Source organism: Pseudoalteromonas sp. L23, from assembly GCF_021728455.1.
Classification (GTDB): domain Bacteria; phylum Pseudomonadota; class Gammaproteobacteria; order Enterobacterales; family Alteromonadaceae; genus Pseudoalteromonas.
This window is the reverse complement of sequence record NZ_JAKKCW010000001.1, coordinates 551,851-570,304: the sequence shown is the minus strand read 5'-3', so window position 1 is coordinate 570,304 and position 18,454 is coordinate 551,851. Positions and strand designations below refer to the sequence as shown.

Below are 18,454 nucleotides of genomic sequence, written 5' to 3'. Positions count from 1 at the left end.
AGTAACGAATTTGAGCCGATTTGGTTTTTTTTAGTGCAAGATTCGCGTATATTTAATACTTAATTATGTAGTAATAAAGTATTTAGCCTCGTTAAATTCTAGTTTCACTGCGCTTCTCGTTGTACTTAAGAGATCTCAATCCATGCAAAGAATTTTAATTGTTGAAGACAGTAAAGTCGTACAACAGGTATTGCGACACCTTGCTGCTCAGCATCTAGATGTCGAAATCGATTTTGCTTGGTCCCTCAAGGAAAGTAAGGACTTCTTAGCACAGCACCAATATACATTGGCGCTGGTAGATTTAACGCTGCCCGATGCGATGGACGCAGAGGTCGTGCAGCTCACGCTTAGCCACAAAATACCCACCGTGGTGTTGACCTCAAAAATAGATGAATATAGCCGCCAGCAAATGCTTGAAATGGGTGTGGTGGATTATGTGATTAAAGATAACCGCGATTCATACCTATACGCGGTCAAGTTAGCATCTAGACTATTGAGAAACCAAGGTTGCAAGGCGCTGATCGCCGATGATTCTGTGATCAGTCGCGCGGTAATGAAGCAGATGCTTGAAAAGCAATTATTTACAGTGCTTGAGGCGCAAGATGGCGAACAGGCATTGGAGATGTTGCTATCTGACCATGAAATTAAGCTACTGCTGACGGACTTTGCGATGCCGACGATGGATGGCTTTGAGTTGGTAAAATCCGTTCGTAATAGTCGTGGACGAGATGAGTTGGCGATTATTGGTCTGTCTGGCGCAGGAAGTCATGGCTTGTCAGCAAAGTTTATCAAATACGGCGCCAATGACTTTTTGGCAAAACCTTTTATGAGTGAAGAGTTTCATTGTCGTATCATGCAGACGATGGAACAGCTCAATTTGATCGCAGAAATCAAAGAATATGCGCATCGAGACTATTTAACAGGGCTTTATAACCGCCGCTATTTTTGTCAGCAAGCAGAGCGTTTAATCAAGAACAAACCGAGCCAGCATATATTGGCATTGTTAGACCTCGATCACTTTAAGTCTATTAATGATCAATATGGTCATGAAAGCGGTGATGATGTACTTAAACAAGTTGCTGATTTACTGCGTAGTGCATTTGGTCACTACATTGTCGCACGTATTGGTGGGGAAGAGTTTGCTTTGCTTATTCCAAGCTCAGATATGAAGATGGCAAAGCACATGCTAGAAGACTTTAGAGAGCGCCTTGCACAGCAAGCATTCAAAATTCCTGAGGGTAAGCATTATTGCACCATCAGTATTGGCCTCGCGGCTTGCCAATCAAAGAGTTTAAGCGAAGTAATGCGCAAGGCAGATAAGGCGCTCTACAAAGCGAAGGACAAACAACGAAATTGCGTTATCGCGCATTAGCTTTTCGTTATTTGAGTGTTTATGCACCAACTCAGTTCAGACTTAATATCAATGCACCTAGATGGTGCATTTTTTATGCGTGAAATTCCACCTCCCACTTTAATTCATTGTTAATTAAGGAATAAAAAATTTGGCATAAAGGTTGGATTACTGCGTACAACAGGATCAACTGTCCTAAGGGGACTCAGCATGAAAATGATAAGTGCAATAATAAAACCATTTAAGCTTGATGAGGTACGTGAAGCGTTAGCCGATCTAGGGATTGAAGGCATGACGGTTGTTGACGTTAAAGGGTTTGGACGTCAGCGCGGTCATACCGAACTGTATCGCGGTGCAGAATATCAAGTCGATTTCATTCCAAAAATAAAAATAGAAATTGCGACGTTAAGCGAAAACGCCGAGCGCGTTGTGGAAACGGTTACAAAGGCTGCGTTCACTGGAAAAATTGGTGACGGAAAAATCTTTGTTTACGACTTAGACCAAGTTGTTCGGATCCGTACCGGCGAACTTGATGAAGAAGCCATTTAAGGGGAGCCGAACAATGGAAAATACAATAATAGAACTAAAATTTTCATTAAATACCTTTTACTTTTTGATCTCTGGTGTCTTAGTTATGTGGATGGCTGCCGGATTCGCTATGCTTGAAGCGGGATTAGTACGCTCAAAAAATACCACTGAAATCCTTACCAAGAACGTCGCACTGTACGCCATTGCTTGTACTATGTATCTGCTTATTGGTTACAACATCATGTATGTCGATAATGCCGAAGGTGGGGTTTTACCAAGTCTCGGTGCGCTCATTGGCAGTGCTGCTGATGATGCCGACCATGCACTGCAATCCGACTTTTTCTTCCAAGTGGTATTTGTTGCAACGGCTATGTCAATTGTCTCTGGCGCTGTTGCCGAGCGTATGAAATTGTGGGCGTTTTTAGCATTTTGTGTGGTGTTAACTGGCTTTATCTACCCGTTGGAAGGCTATTGGACGTGGGGCGGTGGTTTCTTATCTGAGCTTGGCTTTGTTGACTTTGCCGGTTCAGCCATTGTGCATGGTGCCGGTGCTGCTGCGGCACTAGCGGGTGTTCTGTTACTTGGTGCGCGCAAAGGAAAATATGGCAAAAATGGTGAGATTTACCCAATTCCTGGTTCCAACATGCCACTGGCTACACTAGGCACCTTTATTTTGTGGATGGGATGGTTTGGCTTTAACGGTGGCTCTCAACTATTCCTTGCCGACAAAGAAAATGCCATCGCGGTCAGCCAAATCATGCTAAATACCAATGCGGCGGCGGCGGCAGGTGCGGTTGCTGCACTGTTGGTGTGTAAATTAATGTGGGGCAAGGCGGATTTAACTATGGTACTTAATGGTGCGCTAGCAGGTCTGGTGACTATTACCGCTGAGCCTGCCTCTCCAACACCTGTATTAGCGCTTATTCTCGGTGCCATAGGCGGTGCATTGGTGGTGTTTAGTATCGTTGCGCTAGATAAGGCAAAAATTGATGATCCTGTCGGTGCTATCTCTGTTCACGGTATATGTGGTGCGCTAGGTGTGATGATGGTGCCATTTTCAAACTCAGACGCTACTTTCCAAGGTCAGGCTGTGGGACTTATCACTATTTTAGGTTTTGTTTTCATTGCTTCTTATATTGTCTGGAGTGTATTGAAAGCGAGCATGGGGATCCGCGTTGGCGAAGAAGAAGAACTAAGCGGTATGGATCAACATGATTGCGGCGTAGATGCCTATCCCGAGTTCGTGACAGTTCGCGGACAATAATACCAATTTGGCTCTCAGTCAATATTGTAAAGTTCTCGTTGTCTAAACAAAGTGAGTCCAACAGGGCTCACTTTTCTTTATATATATTATTCTACTTTCAGCAGTTGTTAATTTAGGTTACCCTACCATCTTGCGATTCATTTTTTAGTTTTACTTGGGTCATGACGGATAAAAAGAAACGAAAACCTGCCAACAAATCAAACGTCAAAGCGAACACTTCGCGTAAAAACAATACCCAGCAAAACGGTTCTAAGATGCAAAGAGTTAAAAGCCGTGTACTGAGCACGTTGTGGTCTTTCTTTTGGAAAGGGACTATTGCGGCGATATTCCTTGTTGCAATTTATATCATCTACTTAGACGCCAAAATAAGCCGGCAGTTTGAGGGCAATAAGTGGGAACTTCCCGTTCAGGTTTATGCCAGATCGATGCAGTTTTTCCCCGATCAATTCCTTAATGAGGATGAAGTGCTGTGGGAGCTGAAGCGGCTTAACTATTCTCGTGTAAATCGTATCAGCCGTACTGGTCAATATATCGTTCAAGGTCGCACAATCACCATCCATCGTCGCGCGTTCGAATTCTACGATGGCCCAGAAGTGGCGCGTATTTTTACGCTTAATTTTGCTGGTAAAAAGCTTGCCAATATTGTTGATAATCAAGGTCGGCGCTTAGCCGGCGCTCGCTTAGAGCCGGTGCAGATTGCTCGGATCGGCAATGAATCGCGCCAAGACCGAGAGTTTGTTCCGTTCGATAAATTCCCTAATATTTTAAAAGAAACACTGCTGGTGGTAGAAGATCGAGACTTTTACGAACATCATGGTGTTTCTGCGCTGTCTATTTTGCGTGCGCTGTATGCCAACATCAAAGCGGGGCGAACTGTGCAAGGTGGCAGTACGCTTACGCAACAGCTCGCAAAGAACTTTTATCTCACCAGAGATCGCACCTTAATCCGCAAGGTGAATGAAGCATTCATCGCATTGATTTTAGATTTCCGTTACAGCAAAGATGAAATCCTTGAAGCCTATTTAAACGAAGTGTTTTTGGGACAAGCCTATAATCAAGGCGTTCATGGTATGGGGCTTGCGGCCGATTTTTATTTTGGTAAACCAGTGGACGAGCTTGAGTTTGACCAAGTCGCTATGTTAGTTGCAATGGTTAAAGGACCGTCTTTTTATAACCCAAGACGATATCCTGAGCGGGTAATGGAAAGGCGCGATTTAGTCTTAAGGTTGATGGTGGAAAATGGCCTCATCACAACCCCTGAGTATCGCGCGGCGCTCTCTAGGCCGATTGATGTACAGCCTTTAAAAGCGAGCCGTATGCAGTCTTATCCTGGATATTTGGAGTTGGTGAATCGCGAGTTAAAGAAACTGGTGCCTGATGATGACATTGTCGACTCTGGAATTCGGATTTTTACTTACCTAGATTTACAAAAGCAAACGGCGATGGAAGATGCTGTTAAAAAGGGCTTACCTTACTTAGAACGCCGTTTCAAAACGGAAGAGCTAGAAACCGCGATGCTGTCAGTTAATGTTGAAAAAGCGGGCGTATCGGCGTTAGTTGCTGGTCGCCAGTTGAAGTTTTCAGGTTTTAATCGGGTATTAGACACCGAGCGCAATATAGGTTCACTGGTTAAACCCGCTATTTATTTGAGCGCTTTGTCGAATCCAAACTACCATTTGGGTATGCTACTTGATGACAGTCCACTCGAAGTGACTGACGGTTCAGGTAAAGTTTGGTCTCCAGAGAACTTTGATCATAAATTCAGAGGCCAAGTACCAATGTTTGAAGCGTTCAGCAATAGTATCAATATTCCAGCAGTAAACCTTGGCTTGGATGTGGGTGTGAATCGAGTCGCGCAAACTTTGAATGACCTTGGTGTTTCTAAGTCGATTCCACTTTATCCTTCTTTATTGTTGGGCGCGTTAGAGTTATCCAGTTTTGATGTTGCACAGGCGTACACCACACTTGCTGCAGATGGTAAGCAGAGCGAGTTGACTAGTGTCATGGCGATCACCGATTCACTGGGTAAGCTGGTATACGAACATCCCGTGCAAAAAAACCAAACGCTAGACAGCGATGCGGTATACATGACGAAATATGGCATGAAGCGTGTAACTAAAAAAGGCACTGCTAAACGTCTTAACCTTCACTTCCCCTCAATTCAACTTGCAGGGAAAACGGGGACTAGTAATGATTTAAGAGATAGCTGGTTTGCAGGTTTTGACCAAAATACGGTCACCGTGGCTTGGATTGGCCGTGATGATAATAAGCCAACGGGATTAACGGGCAGTCAAGGAGCGCTTGAACTTTATATTCGGTATCTCAAGCCGCTGAATCCACAAGCGATTGTTGATGAGCGTCCAAAGTCCATTCGCTGGGCCTTTATCAATCCGAAAACGGGTAAGCAGTCGCCTCCGAGTTGTGGTCCTGTATTACAGCTACCTATTAGAGAGAGTATGTTTGAACCCAGACCAGGCTGTTAGTAATTTAGGAACTTGAAAGTATTTTTGTAAACTAATCTTTAATTATTCTCTTGTTTGTCATAGTATATTTCCGTTCAGGGAACAGAAACTGAACATATAACAATTACAATGTTCAAAGGAAATATAATAATGAAGACATTTCAAAGAAATATCCTTTCTTTGGCTGTAGTTGGTGCCTTGGTTTCAGGTACCGCGATCGCAGCCGACGCCACATCTTCAGGGTTTCTATACGGTGTTGTAGAGAACACTGCGGGAGAATCAGTATCAGGCGTTACTATTGAGATACTTAATAAAGATACTGGACTGCAGCGTGTAGTTACTACAGGTAATAACGGTAGTTACCGATTCCCGTTGTTGCCAGCGGGTACCTATGATGTGACCGTTAAAAAGAATGGCCAAATATTACACCAGCAAACAGATGTAAATGTTAGAGTGGGTACACGTACAAATATTCCACTCTCTGTTACTTCTAGCAATGGTACTGAAGTGATTGAAGTTGTAGGATCTCGCATTAGTTCGATAGATGTGGCATCCAGTGAAGCGGTGACTATTGTCGACCAAGAGTTCCTTGCTCGAGTTCCTGTTTCGCGAGATATTGCCTCAGTTGCAATGTTAGCACCAGGCACGACAAAAGGTGATGAATCATTCGGTAATATCGCTTCGTTTGGTGGGTCATCAGTAGGTGAAAACAGCTACTATGTTAACGGTATGAATGTCACAAACTTCCGTAATGGTCTAGGTGGTGCAGATGTTCCGTTTGACTTTTACGATAGCTTTGAGGTGAAAACAGGTGGTTACTCTGCCGAGTTTGGTCGCTCAACGGGTGGTGTAATTAATGCCACAACACGTCGCGGTAGCAATACTTTTGAGTACGGTGGCGGGGTAGTTTTAGAGCCAAGCTCACTGCGCGAGACTAGTCCTCAGGCTTATCGTTCGGCGGAAGGTGAAGCTCTTTATGGTACGGATATTTATCACCGTGACCAAGAAGAACGAAAAGTAGGTAAAAACGAATATACACTGTACGCTGGTGGTGCGTTGATAGAAGATAAGCTTTTCTTCTTTGGCCTTGCTAATTATAACGAACGTGATTCTGATTACGCAGAGGAGTCAACAAAATACGTTCGTGAATCAGGCGATTTGTTCCTTGCTCTTAAATTAGATTATTACATTACAGATGATCACATTATTGAGTTTACTGGGTGGGATAGCTCAAGTGATCTTGATAGTGTGAAATATAACTGGGATTCAAAAGCGCACAAAACGACTTCTCGTCGAGGAGACTACACTCAAAAGCGTGGTGGTAAAACTTACTCATTCAAATATACAGGTATTTTGACTGATACATTCACAATGAGCGCAATGTATGGTGTAAATGAAGCAAACTACAGTAACGTTAACGCAGGTAGTTCACCTTTTGGTGAGTATCCACGTGTATACGAGCGCTTCTCTAGTACTGATCTGGGTGATTGGGCACTAAGTACACCTAGCTTGGAAGAAGATAAACGAACAGCTTACCGCTTAGATTTTGATTGGTATGTGACGGATAATCATACTCTACGTTTTGGTATTGATAGAGAAGAGTTAGAGGCGGTTAACCAGACACAGCGTGCTGGCGGTGCTTCATATCGTTACGAAGGCTGTGCGGATATGGACGCTGTACGTGCAGGAGACCCTTCATCGTGTACGTCAGTACGTAAAGAGATATACCGCAATATCGGTGATTTTGAAACCAAGAGTTCAGCCTATTATATTACTGATACGTGGACTGTCACTGACGATCTAACGGTTACTTTAGGCTTAAGAAACGAAACCTTTGAAAACTATAATAAAGCAGGTGAAAAGTTTATTGATGTGAGCGACCAATGGGCTCCTCGAGTTGGTTTAAGTTGGGACCCATACGGGGAAGGTGAGTTTAAAGTATTTGCTAATTTTGGCCGCTATTTCTTACCGGTTGCAACGAATACAAACGTTCGTATGGCAGGTGATGAGCTTTATACTCGCCAGCAATTTGAAGTACTTGGTATCGCCGATGATATTTCTAAAGAGCCAATTTTAGGTGAAGCGACAGGTGGCTTATTGGTACTAGCAGATGGTACTTTGAAAAACACCGCTGAAACCGTTAATCAAGACCTAGATCCTATGTATCAAGATGAATTTATTTTAGGTTTTCAGATGATGCTTGATGATGATTGGAGCTTAGGTGTTAAAGGGACTTACCGTAATCTTGGTAGCTCGCTTGAGGACATTGCGGTTGACAAAGGCTTTGACGACTATTTAAAAGCTGAGTTTGGCAGTGGTTGTACAGTGTGTGATGGTTTCCATTACTATGTGCTAACCAACCCTGGTTCAGATGTAACCTTTGCGACTGACCCTGATGGTGATGGACCGCTAGCAAACCAAGAGTATACTATTCCAGCTTCATACCTAGGTTATCCAGAGTCAGAGCGTCAATATGGGGCAGTTGACATCAACCTTAGCAAAGCTTGGGGCGATGGTTGGATGTTAGATCTAACGTATACTTGGGCGCATAGCTGGGGTAATAATGAAGGTTTCGTACGCTCAGATAACGAGCAAGATGATGCGGGTGCAACAACCAACTTTGACCAACCAGGCTTGACTGATGGTGCAAAAGGCAACTTGCCTAATGACAGACGTCATCAGATCAAAGCTCAGTTTGCTTACGAAATCACAGAAAATATTCTGTTAGGTTCAAACTTCTTATGGCAGACGGGTCGTCCATATGGGGCTTATGGATATCACCCGACAGATGTATTCGCATCTTACTACGATGCAGAGTCATTTTATCGCGGTGGCGAGCTCGTACCTCGTGGCTCTTTAGGGACTACCCCTAACACTTGGAGTCTAGACTTGAGCTTACAATATAACACGACTGTTTATGATCACGATCTGACATTCAGAGCGGACGTGTTCAACGTGTTTAATAACGATAAACCGACCAAGTATAATGAAGTTTCTGAAATTAGAAAAACAGTACCTGATGAAGGTGATAATTTCGAAGGGTATCGTGGTGATCCAGATCCAGACTACCTGTTACCTAAGTACTTCCAAGAGCCTCGTAAGATTCGCTTGAGTGCGACATTTAAGTTTTAATACTTAATACCATGTTATAGGGGAAGCTTAGCTTCCCTTTTTTATTCCGTTTTGTACTTAGTTATATTTTCCTCCATAACGGCTGCTGTATCGGTAAGTAAGAACGCATTAGCTTGAGTTTCTCGTGCTGAACTCAATGTGTGTTGAGCAAGCTCGTTAATCTCAGAGGATTCATTTAAAGCCTGCTCTGTTGCTTGAGTTTGTTGTTGTACCAGCTGACTTATCAGTTTCCCTTGCTCGTCTATGTCTCGCATGCTTTGCTCGGCGTGCTGTAGGACTTCATTAGTATCATTCGCGGCGATAACGCTTTGTGCCATATTGTCTTCACTGCTGCGCATTTTGTCTTGCGTGTCTCTGGATGCAGCTTGTAAAGATTGAATAATATTGTGTATTTCCTCTGTTTGTTGCTGCGTTCTTTGCGCAAGCGTTCTAACTTCATCCGCTACTACTGCAAACCCTCGGCCCTGTTCACCTGCACGAGCAGCCTCAATTGCGGCATTGAGCGCGAGTAAGTTGGTTTGCTCGGCAATTTCTCTAATCGCGGAACTCACCTGACTAATGTTTTGCGTGTCTTCTGCGAGCTTATCTAAGGCCGCACGACTTTGTTGAAACTCAGTTTGTAGCTCGGTCATTTGTTCTGCTAGGGCTGTGGTATTGACACTACTTTGCTTTACTTGTTTGGCTGCTACGGAGGCCAACTCTGTGGCGCTAAATGCGGCATCCTCAACCGAGCGAGCGGACTGCGCCATATTCTCGAGTGAGTGGTGAATAGACTGGATTTTATTCTCCTGCTGGGCGACGTCCTTCTCAGTATCTTGGCTTATCTTATTGAGTGTTTTTGTTGCTTGCTGTAGCTCGTCACTACTTAATCGAACGCTACCAAGTAAAGAGATAAAGGCATGTAGTACCGCATTAAATTGTTCAATAATTTGGCTAAGCTCGTCGGAACCTGTAGTCTGCGCTTTGATACTTAAATCCCCTCGGGAAGCGGCCTGCGCGGCATGTGAGAAAGTCGTGATGGTGCCCATGACCGACAAGTAAAAGCCAACCATAAGATAAATAGCGATGATCAGTGCGAGTAGCGAAGCCAAGGCAACGGTGTTTCTGATCCACCGTTGCTGGTTTTGTTTTTCGGCGACAAGCCCGGCAAGCGTGGGTGTTGCAACATTAACAAACTGCTTGATAGCATCACTTGCACTTTGGTAGTAACGGTTAAATTGCGCTTGTGAGAGTGCCAGTTCATCAGGGTCTAACAAACCTGTTTTCACCGCTTGCTGGTAATCAGAGAGGCTAGACTCAAGCTCAGCTAAGGGCTGACTAAGCTGCTTTTTGAGTCGCTGATTATCATTGATAGCAATGTTAAGTTTGCCTGAAAATAGTGTCGTGACGCCTGGCAATCCTTTGTTTAAATTGGACTGCGCAATAAAACTATCTGGAGTAAAACTGCCTCTACTGATGATATCGCTTGCTTGCGCTTCAATTGCATTGATTTGCGATATAAGTCTTGGCGCAGACTCAACAAGTGTGCGATTCAGGTAACTGCGTCCAAGATCATCATCGACGGCAAGTTGAGAGGCAATTGAGAGCTGCTCAAGGGCGCTTGCACCTGCGGCGCTCACTTTGGGTAACTTAGCGCGTTGCAATAAAATTGAATTATCGGAAGCTTTACCCGCTAAAATGTTTTCCAACATACTAGGGTAAAGCGTGAGCCCTTGCCTTTGCATCTCACTGACAGAAATAGAATGGTTAAGTACACTGTTTAGAAAAAACAAGCTGAGGCTTAGCGGTAGTAATAAAATACCAAATACAACGGCCATTTTGGTTTTGTATCGCAACCGCGCCATCAAACGGGTTGCAGGATTAATTAGTGTATTAAATCCAGCCATCACTTCCTCTGTATGATAGTTTTAACTTAGCACAGCGTTATTAATTAAGTACGCCTTGGTTAACTAGACCGAAGCTTTTGAAAAGCTTATTCAAAGCGTAGCTGAAAAAACAAAAAAAGCCCTGAACGGGCTTTTTAAATACAAACTAATGTGGGTTACAATCAGTGATTACAACTTGGCAAATGCACGCTTTGCAGCATTAATAGTGTTAGCGATTTCTTTGTCAGAATGCATTGTGCTCACGAAACCCGCTTCGAATGCCGATGGGGCTAAATAAACGCCTTCATCTAGCATCAGATGGAAGAACTTTTTAAAGCGCTCTAGGTCACATTCAGTTGCTTGTTGATAGCTGGTTACTTTCTTAGCGTCAGTAAAGAAGAAGCCAAACATACCACCTGCGTAGTTAGTCGTAAGTGCGATACCTGCTTCATCAGCAGCCGCTTGGAAGCCTTCACACAGGGCTTTACTCTTAGCTTCAAGCTCTGCGTGCAGCCCTTCTTTTGAAAGCAGCTCTAGTGCTTTTAAACCAGCAGCCATGGCTATTGGGTTACCAGATAGCGTGCCCGCTTGATAAACAGGACCAACTGGGGCGATGTAATCCATGATTTCTTTTTTACCGCCAAACGCACCCACTGGCATACCGCCACCAATCACTTTACCTAAACAGGTTAAGTCAGGGGTGATGTTGTAGTACTGTTGAGCACCACCAAGAGCAACACGGAAACCCGTCATGACTTCATCAAAGATAAGCACACTTTGATTGTCAGTACATACTTCGCGCAGGCCTTCTAAAAAGCCTTCTACCGGTGGAATGCAGTTCATGTTTCCAGCAACAGGCTCGATGATCACACAGGCAATTTGATCTTTGTACTGCTCAAAAATCGCTTTTACTTCATCAAGATTATTAAATGAAACCGTTAGCGTATGCTTGGCAAAATCGGCAGGAATACCCGGTGAGTTAGGCACGCCCATGGTTAGAGCTCCTGAGCCTGCTTTAACAAGCAAAGAGTCAGCGTGACCATGGTAGCAGCCTTCAAACTTTAAGATTTTATCGCGGCCGGTGTAACCACGAGCAAGGCGAATAGCGCTCATGGTCGCTTCTGTACCAGAGCTTACCATGCGTACTTTTTCAATAGATGGTACTAGCGCTTTTACTTTTTCCGCCATTAGGATTTCAGTTTCCGTCGGCGCGCCGTACGATAGGCCATTTTCAACCGCTTCAAGCACTGCTTGTTTAATCTCAGGATGGTTATGACCTAAGATCATCGGGCCCCAAGAACCCACATAATCAATGTACTGTTTACCATCGGCATCAAAGGTGTGAACGCCTTCGGCTTTGGTGATAAATAGTGGCGTACCACCTACACCATTAAAAGCGCGAACAGGAGAGTTAACGCCTCCAGGGATTGAGTCTTGGGCGCGTTTGAATAAGTCTTGACTGATTGTCATTGTCGATCCTTTTTAGCTTTCACGTTTGCGGCTAAACCAAGGTACTTCTACCTCGTGTTTTTCCACTTGGTTTTCAACACCTAGCGTTAGGGCAAAAAGTGCCATACGGATCAATACACCATTTTGAACTTGGCGGAAGATAGCTAGGTTGTCGTTGTTATTTAGGTCGTTGTCTAGCTCGTTTGCATCGCTACGGCTGTCGCGAGGTAATGGGTGCATTAATACTGAGCTAGGTTTACAGTGAGCGTCATAAATCGCTTGGCTGATCCTAAAACCACCACGGTATTTGTTTGCTTCTTCTTGGGAAGGGAAACGCTCTTCTTGAATACGGGTCTGGTAAACGATATCGGCAGCTAAATTGCCTTCCATCTTAGACACGACTTCGATACGGTGACCGGCATTGTCTACGACATCTAAAATTGACTGAGGCATTTGTAAGCCATCCGGTGCAACCATTGTAAAGTGGATATCTTTGTAGTGGCTAAGTAACTTTGATAAAGAATGCACGGTGCGGCCGTATTTTAAATCCCCGACTAGGGCGATGTGCATGTTATCAATTCCAGTACCAAAGCGGCTAAGCTCTCGGTCAATTGTCAGTAAATCCAACAGAGCTTGGGTAGGGTGCTCATTAGGGCCATCGCCCCCGTTTATGACAGGAACATCGGAACCGGTTGCAAACTCGGCTACTGAACCTGCATCTGGGTGGCGCATTGCCACCGCGTCAGCATAAGCGGAAATCACACGGGCGGTATCATACAAAGATTCGCCTTTTGTCAGTGCTGAGCTTTGCATACCTGTGGTTTCACGGACTAGGCCGCCGAGCAGGTTAAATGCGGTGCCGAAACTTACGCGTGTTCTCGTACTTGGTTCAAAGAATAGATTTGCCAAAATCGCCCCATTGAGTACTTGGGTACGTTTTTGCTTTTTAGCATAGGGTTCCATTTTTTTGGCAATGGAGAAGATGTGTTCAATAGAATCCCTGTCTAATTGATTGACAGAAAGAATGTTTTCACCTTGGAAACTGAACATTTGGCGATTCCTAAAGACAAATTGACTACCGGGTTGCAGGTCGCTTACCCAACCAGATAACACGCAGATTGTGGGCGGTTACTTGGGCGCATATTATACCCAAGTACCCCCAATAATGCACGGTTACAGTGCAGGTTTTAAAACGGCAAGAAAGACAATGGCTAATAGGATTAGCACGGGAAATTCGTTGAAAAAACGATAGAACTTGTCACTTTTACGATTGCGATCATGTTTGAAATCGGCAAGCAATTTAAAGCAATAGCCATGATAAATATAAAGTAAAATCACTAAAGTCAGCTTGTAGTGCAGCCACATACTATGCTTAAACCATTCGCGTCCGTATTCTGTAATCGTTAAGACCCCAAACACAGCGGTGAGAATAGCAAATGGGGTTACAAAATAGAGTAGGCGGCGCTCCATGATTTTGAGCATTGAGCTGCAAGATTTTTCTTCAGTCATCGCGTGATATACGAAGAGGCGTGGCAGATAAAAAATCCCTGCAAACCAGGCAATCATAAAAAAGATATGTAAGGCTTTATACGTTAGCAATAAGCTCATTATAAATTCCACTTTTTAGGCTAGAGTAAACTGTTTCTGGTGGTGAGTATGTGACGAATTTGGTCCCATCGCAATAATCCAAGTATTTGTTTATCATCCTTTTGATTGTATATATACACCGCGCCTGAACGTTTATCTTTTAGCACATCAAAAGCATCTGCTAAGGTCGCTTGTGTGCTTAATCCTTGCAGCTCGATATAAGAGACCGATACGCTGCCCTCGGAGATTAAGTTCAAATCGTATTCGGCTAAGCGGTAGCCGCTTTGTTCGTCATAAACAATAAGCGGTGTTTGGCTATCAACCGCGGATAGGGTTTCTTTTATTTGCTCTTTGTCGTCGGAATAGAGCAGTTTAAAATTCTCATCCATCTCAGCCACTATCCCCACTTTCTGCAATGCCTCTTTTGCGGGCGATACTTGGTAAGGTAGTCCTTGAAAGTCCAGTTGTTGAATAAAAATGGAGCGATTGCCAAACGCCTGTAAAGCCGTAACGTAAGCGGTGGTGATCACCAGCATAGCTGGAACGATTATTTTTGGGTTTGAAGTCAGCTCCATCACCGCAGTAAGCGCAGCAAGCGGGGCGTGCAAAGTCGCAGCAAGTAAGCCTGCCATACCGAGTACACCATAAGTTCCTGCAACATCAACGCTTGGTTCTATAAACTGGGCAAAGAAAGACATTAAGGTGCCCATGATAACCCCAAGCCCAATCACTGGACCAATAATACCACCGGGAATACCAAGTCCAATCGCAAATAAAGTTGCCATCAGCTTGGCAATCAAAATTGTGGTAAGTAGTTGTAAGTTATGCGGAGATTCAACTGCTTGGGTGATAGCGCTCATACCTGAGCCCATGGCCCCTGGTACGGCATAGCCAATTAATCCCGCAATTAAACCCGCTAATAGAAGACGAGGAAACATACTGATGGGCTTAAAAGTTTTGATGATCAGCATTAGATTTTGATTAAAGGCAAAAGCAACCGCCCCTAATGCTGCACCACAAATAATTAAGTAAGGGTAATGCCAAAAACTCAACGGGGTGATATGAATGAGTGCCAGCTCGGAACTGTTACCAAACACATATTGCGTGCTCATCGCACCGATCACTGAAGCCAACATCACGGGAACGAAAATGTGGATTTTATACTCCCGGAGCACGACTTCCATGACGAATATCACTGCCGCGAGTGGGGTATTAAATGAGGCGGCAATACCTGCAGCTACACCGCAACCGGCCAAAGTTCGCGCAGCATTGAGTGGTAGATGTAAACGCTCTGATAGAACGCTTGCAGCTGTAGCCCCCATGTGTACAGATGGTCCTTCTCGACCAACAGAGAAACCACTGATCAAAGCAACAGCACCACCAAAAAACTGGTTGGCAGAATTCCAAATTGGCATATGACCGTAGTGGTGTTTGATCCGATTGATCACATATGGAATGCCCAAACGGTAGTGCTTAAACCCTGTCAAAGCAGCAAAGACAGCGATGAGTAGCGCGGCAAGGACTGGCAAAAATAGTCGATGTAGCTCAGAAAGCTCAGTAAAGTCATCTGGTTTATCGAGAAATGTGCCTTGGATTAATTCAATAGTAAGACGAAAAGCAATGATAAGTATCGCTGCAAGCAGGCCTGCACCGGCACCAAGTAGGCACAGTTGCGCTGAAGTTTTAGGTTTTGCAAGGCTTCGTCTTAATGTATCCAACGACATGAACGTCATTCCACAATAGTAAACCGTTTAAGAATATCAAATTTTTTATACTAAGTCCTTGTGCCAACGCAACTTAACTAAGGCAATAGTCATATTTTCCTTGGTTAAACGTGCTATTACCAATTTATATCAATATGGGCGCATAAGTTTGCAGCACATAGAGTTAAAAGTTTCTCGATGGGAAAAAATAGAAAAGTTTTGCGGTGTAATCAATGGGGCTCTCTTTTTCTTTAAAAAGAGGTAGCTTAACAAATGTGACTGGTACAAACGCTATACTTGATTAAAATACTCAGGTATTAGATAATTTACAGATTACAGGATTAGGGGTCTAAATCTATGTCTGAACAATTACCAATTCAGTTTTCTGACGCTGCTGCAAGCCGCGTAAAAGAACTTATTGAAGAAGAAGAGAATGCCAATCTTAAGCTACGCGTGTATGTAACGGGTGGCGGTTGCTCAGGCTTTCAATATGGTTTCACTTTCGATGAAAAAGTAAATCCAGGTGATTTGGAAATCGTAAAAAACGGTGTCACTATGGTTGTCGATCCAATGAGTATTCAGTATCTAATTGACGGTATCGTAGATTATACCGAAGGGCTTGAGGGCGCACGTTTCTTTGTGAATAATCCCAATGCAACAACCACTTGTGGCTGTGGCGCAAGTTTCAGCGTCTAGACATTATTCGCACTACGTTCTGCTAAGCTAAAGAGTCATGCTTTTGTCATGGCTCTTTTTGTTTCTGCCCATCAAAACTCAATTTGCTTTATTTGTCACAAACTACCTGTTAGATACATCATTAAGACAAAAAAACCTAAAACAAAAGATGAAAATACTAAGATGTAGATAAAGCCTTTTTTCCCTTGCTTAAGCGGCACGCCGTTTGAACGAAGGAAGTAAACCCAGCCTAAGCACAATAGAATTGGCAGTAAAAACAGTAATCGAATCATCTAGTAATAGCCTCTTTTTTAACCACTTAGTAAATGTTAGCTGTAAGTTTTTATTTTTTAAAGAAAAATAATTTATTTCAAATACTGGTACATTTTTTAAAAAATTTGTTAAAGTGTTACTGGATATTACAACCCTTAATGAATTAATAAAAAGTAAAAATTAATTAGGTGTTACGCGTGTTTTAGTCTATACCTAATTGGGTACATAGGGACAAGTTAACATTTTGTCTACGTGTCACTGGTTTGGCACAATTTATCGCAGCTAGCTGGTAAGTTGTACCGCATTCGGGGTAAACTGTAGGCTTGATCGAGTTCTAAAGACAAAGTGCTGAGTTCATACAGGCTTAACATTTTGCATTGTAGAGTTCTTCGATAAGCTACAACTGTAATATTTAGATAATAGCTAAATGAGACGGGCATATTTCATTTAGATAATTTAGTCTTTCATCTAGTAGGAGATGTTTAATTATGATGGGTAAAACGGTTTCTTCTGAAGAAAACGGCAAACTAACGAAGTGGCTAAAATCAAAGCGCCACGAGAAAGGTCACACAATGCGTAGTCTTGCGCAGGTGTTGGGTACGCCTCATTCATTCATCGGTAAAATTGAAAACCAAGAGCGTCGATTGGATGTCATTGAGTTTTTACGTTACTGCGAAGCGTTAGAAGTTGATCCTTATGAGGGCTTACAGCTAATCAAAGAAGATCAATAAGCGTTTAGTTAGCAAAAACGTAAAAGGTGCAAGGACCTGCACCTCTAGTCTTTGTTAGCATGATACGCCTTTTCAATAGCATAAAGCTTGTGCCGAATTAAATATAAAAACAATAACGACGGAAGCACCATAAGCGCAGTTAGCGCGAAGAAGAGTGCCCAATTACCTCCAAGCAAATCATCTATCACAAAACCACTATAGCCAGACAGCACAGTACGGCCTAAACTGCCAAGTGATGCAAGTAAGGCATAGTGGGTTGCGCTAAAAGCTCTATCACAGAGCATAGAAATAAATGCTACCATCGCTACTAGTGACCAAGCTTGGGTAAAGCCATCCACTACAATTGCCAGTGCGTAAAGGTGTTCTTTAGGTCCTGCAATTGCAATCCAAGAGAACATTAAATTTGATGCGGCCATAGCAACGCCGCTAATAAATAAGCCCTTTACGATACCGTATTTATGGTTAAAGATACTGCCAAGAAAAGCAAATACGATAGTGATCACACCGGTACCAAGCTTAGAATATTGCCCAATTTGGGTGTTTGAAAACCCCACTTCTTTATAAAATACGATGGACATACGGGCTAAGAAAGCTTCTCCTATCTTAAATAGGAAAATAAAGGCGAGTAGTGCACATGCAGTTTTAACCCCATTCTTTTCAAAAAATCGCTTAAAGGGTTCAACCAGAGTCACAGCAAGCCAGGCATAGATCTTTTTAGAAGCATTTGATGATGCGCTGTGGTTAAGTTTATGCTCGTAACTCTTCTGTAGCTGTGCTTGTACTTGCTCCCGATGAGATTTTGGTTCTTTTGCCAACAAAGTGACAACTAATAAACACACTACGATGACGCTTAGCATCTGATAGATAATGGGCCAACTAAAGCCGGGTAAATCAGCCATAAAGAATGGAATTGCACCAAGTAAGGCATAGCCAGACCACCAACCTGAAGTCGCCATCGCTGCCGCTGCCGTTGCCTTTTCACTTTCGTCTTCTGGTAAAATGTCGATGCGATAAGCATCTATTGCAATATCTTGGGTAGCTGAAAATAACGCAATAATAAAGCACAATAATGCGGCATGTGAAAGATGGTCTTTAATTGAAATAGTGGCTAATGCAAAGGTGGCAATAATAATAATAAACTGACAACCTGCTATCCAACTTCGTCGTTGCCCTAAGCGATTGTACAGCAGGGGGATTTTTATTCGGTCAACGAGTGGGGACCACAAAAAGTTGATTGTATAGGCACCATATACTAGGCCAAATAGGCCAATGGTGCTACGGCTTAACCCTTCATCTTTAAGCCAAGCTGACATCACAGAGCCAATCAATACCCAAGGAAAACCGCTACTTATTCCAAAAGCAAAGACAGTTAATAGACGTTTGTCTTTGTAATAACCGAGATATTGCGAAAAGCTAGATGATATCAACATAAAA

Annotated in this window: 13 protein-coding genes; 7 read left to right on the top strand and 6 right to left on the bottom strand. The window is 43.3% G+C overall.

The annotated features are described in order from the left end of the window. Nucleotides 1-142 precede the first annotated feature (142 nt). The 5 genes from L3V43_RS02620 to L3V43_RS02600 all read left to right on the top strand — a co-directional run bounded on the left by L3V43_RS02620 (nucleotide 143) and on the right by L3V43_RS02600 (nucleotide 8,737). Complete coding sequence (locus L3V43_RS02620; RefSeq protein WP_010372263.1) at nucleotides 143-1,372, top strand: diguanylate cyclase; 1,230 nt, start codon at nucleotides 143-145, stop codon at nucleotides 1,370-1,372. Between the two features lie 189 nt (nucleotides 1,373-1,561). Next, a complete protein-coding gene (locus tag L3V43_RS02615; protein WP_010372259.1) occupies nucleotides 1,562-1,900 on the top strand; it encodes a P-II family nitrogen regulator in 339 nt (112 codons plus the stop codon). Between the two features lie 13 nt (nucleotides 1,901-1,913). Then, nucleotides 1,914-3,143 (top strand): ammonium transporter, encoded by a 1,230-nt coding sequence (locus L3V43_RS02610; protein ID WP_010606081.1) that lies wholly within the window; start codon nucleotides 1,914-1,916, stop codon nucleotides 3,141-3,143. Nucleotides 3,144-3,304: 161 nt separating this feature from the next. Next, the gene (gene mrcB / locus L3V43_RS02605; RefSeq protein WP_206472230.1) at nucleotides 3,305-5,626 is read left to right on the top strand and encodes a penicillin-binding protein 1B; all 2,322 of its coding nucleotides are present in this window, start codon (nucleotides 3,305-3,307) and stop codon (nucleotides 5,624-5,626) included. A gap of 129 nt (nucleotides 5,627-5,755) precedes the next feature. Beyond that, the gene (locus tag L3V43_RS02600; protein WP_237115780.1) at nucleotides 5,756-8,737 is read left to right on the top strand and encodes a TonB-dependent receptor; all 2,982 of its coding nucleotides are present in this window, start codon (nucleotides 5,756-5,758) and stop codon (nucleotides 8,735-8,737) included. 41 nt (nucleotides 8,738-8,778) lie between these two features. On the opposite strand, the gene L3V43_RS02595 is transcribed toward L3V43_RS02600, so the two are convergent. From L3V43_RS02595 to L3V43_RS02575, 5 genes are all read right to left on the bottom strand, one after another. Continuing rightward, nucleotides 8,779-10,623: a methyl-accepting chemotaxis protein gene (locus tag L3V43_RS02595; RefSeq protein ID WP_237115781.1), complete on the bottom strand. Its 1,845-nt coding sequence runs from the start codon at nucleotides 10,621-10,623 to the stop codon at nucleotides 8,779-8,781. Nucleotides 10,624-10,791: 168 nt separating this feature from the next. Continuing rightward, the gene (hemL, locus tag L3V43_RS02590; RefSeq protein WP_235366533.1) at nucleotides 10,792-12,072 is read right to left on the bottom strand and encodes a glutamate-1-semialdehyde 2,1-aminomutase; all 1,281 of its coding nucleotides are present in this window, start codon (nucleotides 12,070-12,072) and stop codon (nucleotides 10,792-10,794) included. A 12-nt stretch (nucleotides 12,073-12,084) separates the two neighbouring features. Beyond that, nucleotides 12,085-13,101: an aspartate carbamoyltransferase gene (locus L3V43_RS02585; protein WP_010606086.1), complete on the bottom strand. Its 1,017-nt coding sequence runs from the start codon at nucleotides 13,099-13,101 to the stop codon at nucleotides 12,085-12,087. A gap of 123 nt (nucleotides 13,102-13,224) precedes the next feature. Beyond that, nucleotides 13,225-13,659, bottom strand: coding sequence for a CopD family protein (locus tag L3V43_RS02580; protein WP_010606087.1), 435 nt, complete (start codon nucleotides 13,657-13,659; stop codon nucleotides 13,225-13,227). A 20-nt stretch (nucleotides 13,660-13,679) separates the two neighbouring features. After that, nucleotides 13,680-15,362: a chloride channel protein gene (locus L3V43_RS02575; protein ID WP_010606088.1), complete on the bottom strand. Its 1,683-nt coding sequence runs from the start codon at nucleotides 15,360-15,362 to the stop codon at nucleotides 13,680-13,682. Between the two features lie 336 nt (nucleotides 15,363-15,698). Here L3V43_RS02575 and erpA point away from each other — a divergent pair, with 336 nt between their 5' ends. Together erpA and L3V43_RS02565 are read left to right on the top strand one after the other, a co-directional pair. Next, nucleotides 15,699-16,037 carry an iron-sulfur cluster insertion protein ErpA gene (erpA, locus tag L3V43_RS02570; RefSeq protein ID WP_010372235.1) on the top strand — a complete coding sequence of 113 codons (339 nt, stop codon included), beginning with the start codon at nucleotides 15,699-15,701 and terminating at the stop codon, nucleotides 16,035-16,037. A gap of 740 nt (nucleotides 16,038-16,777) precedes the next feature. Further along, on the top strand, nucleotides 16,778-17,020 hold the full coding sequence (locus tag L3V43_RS02565; RefSeq protein ID WP_017216404.1) for a helix-turn-helix transcriptional regulator: 243 nt from the start codon (nucleotides 16,778-16,780) through the stop codon (nucleotides 17,018-17,020). Nucleotides 17,021-17,064: 44 nt separating this feature from the next. Here the strand turns inward: L3V43_RS02565 and L3V43_RS02560 are convergent, their stop codons facing one another. After that, on the bottom strand, nucleotides 17,065-18,450 hold the full coding sequence (locus tag L3V43_RS02560) for an MFS transporter (protein WP_010606091.1): 1,386 nt from the start codon (nucleotides 18,448-18,450) through the stop codon (nucleotides 17,065-17,067). Nucleotides 18,451-18,454 lie beyond the last annotated feature (4 nt).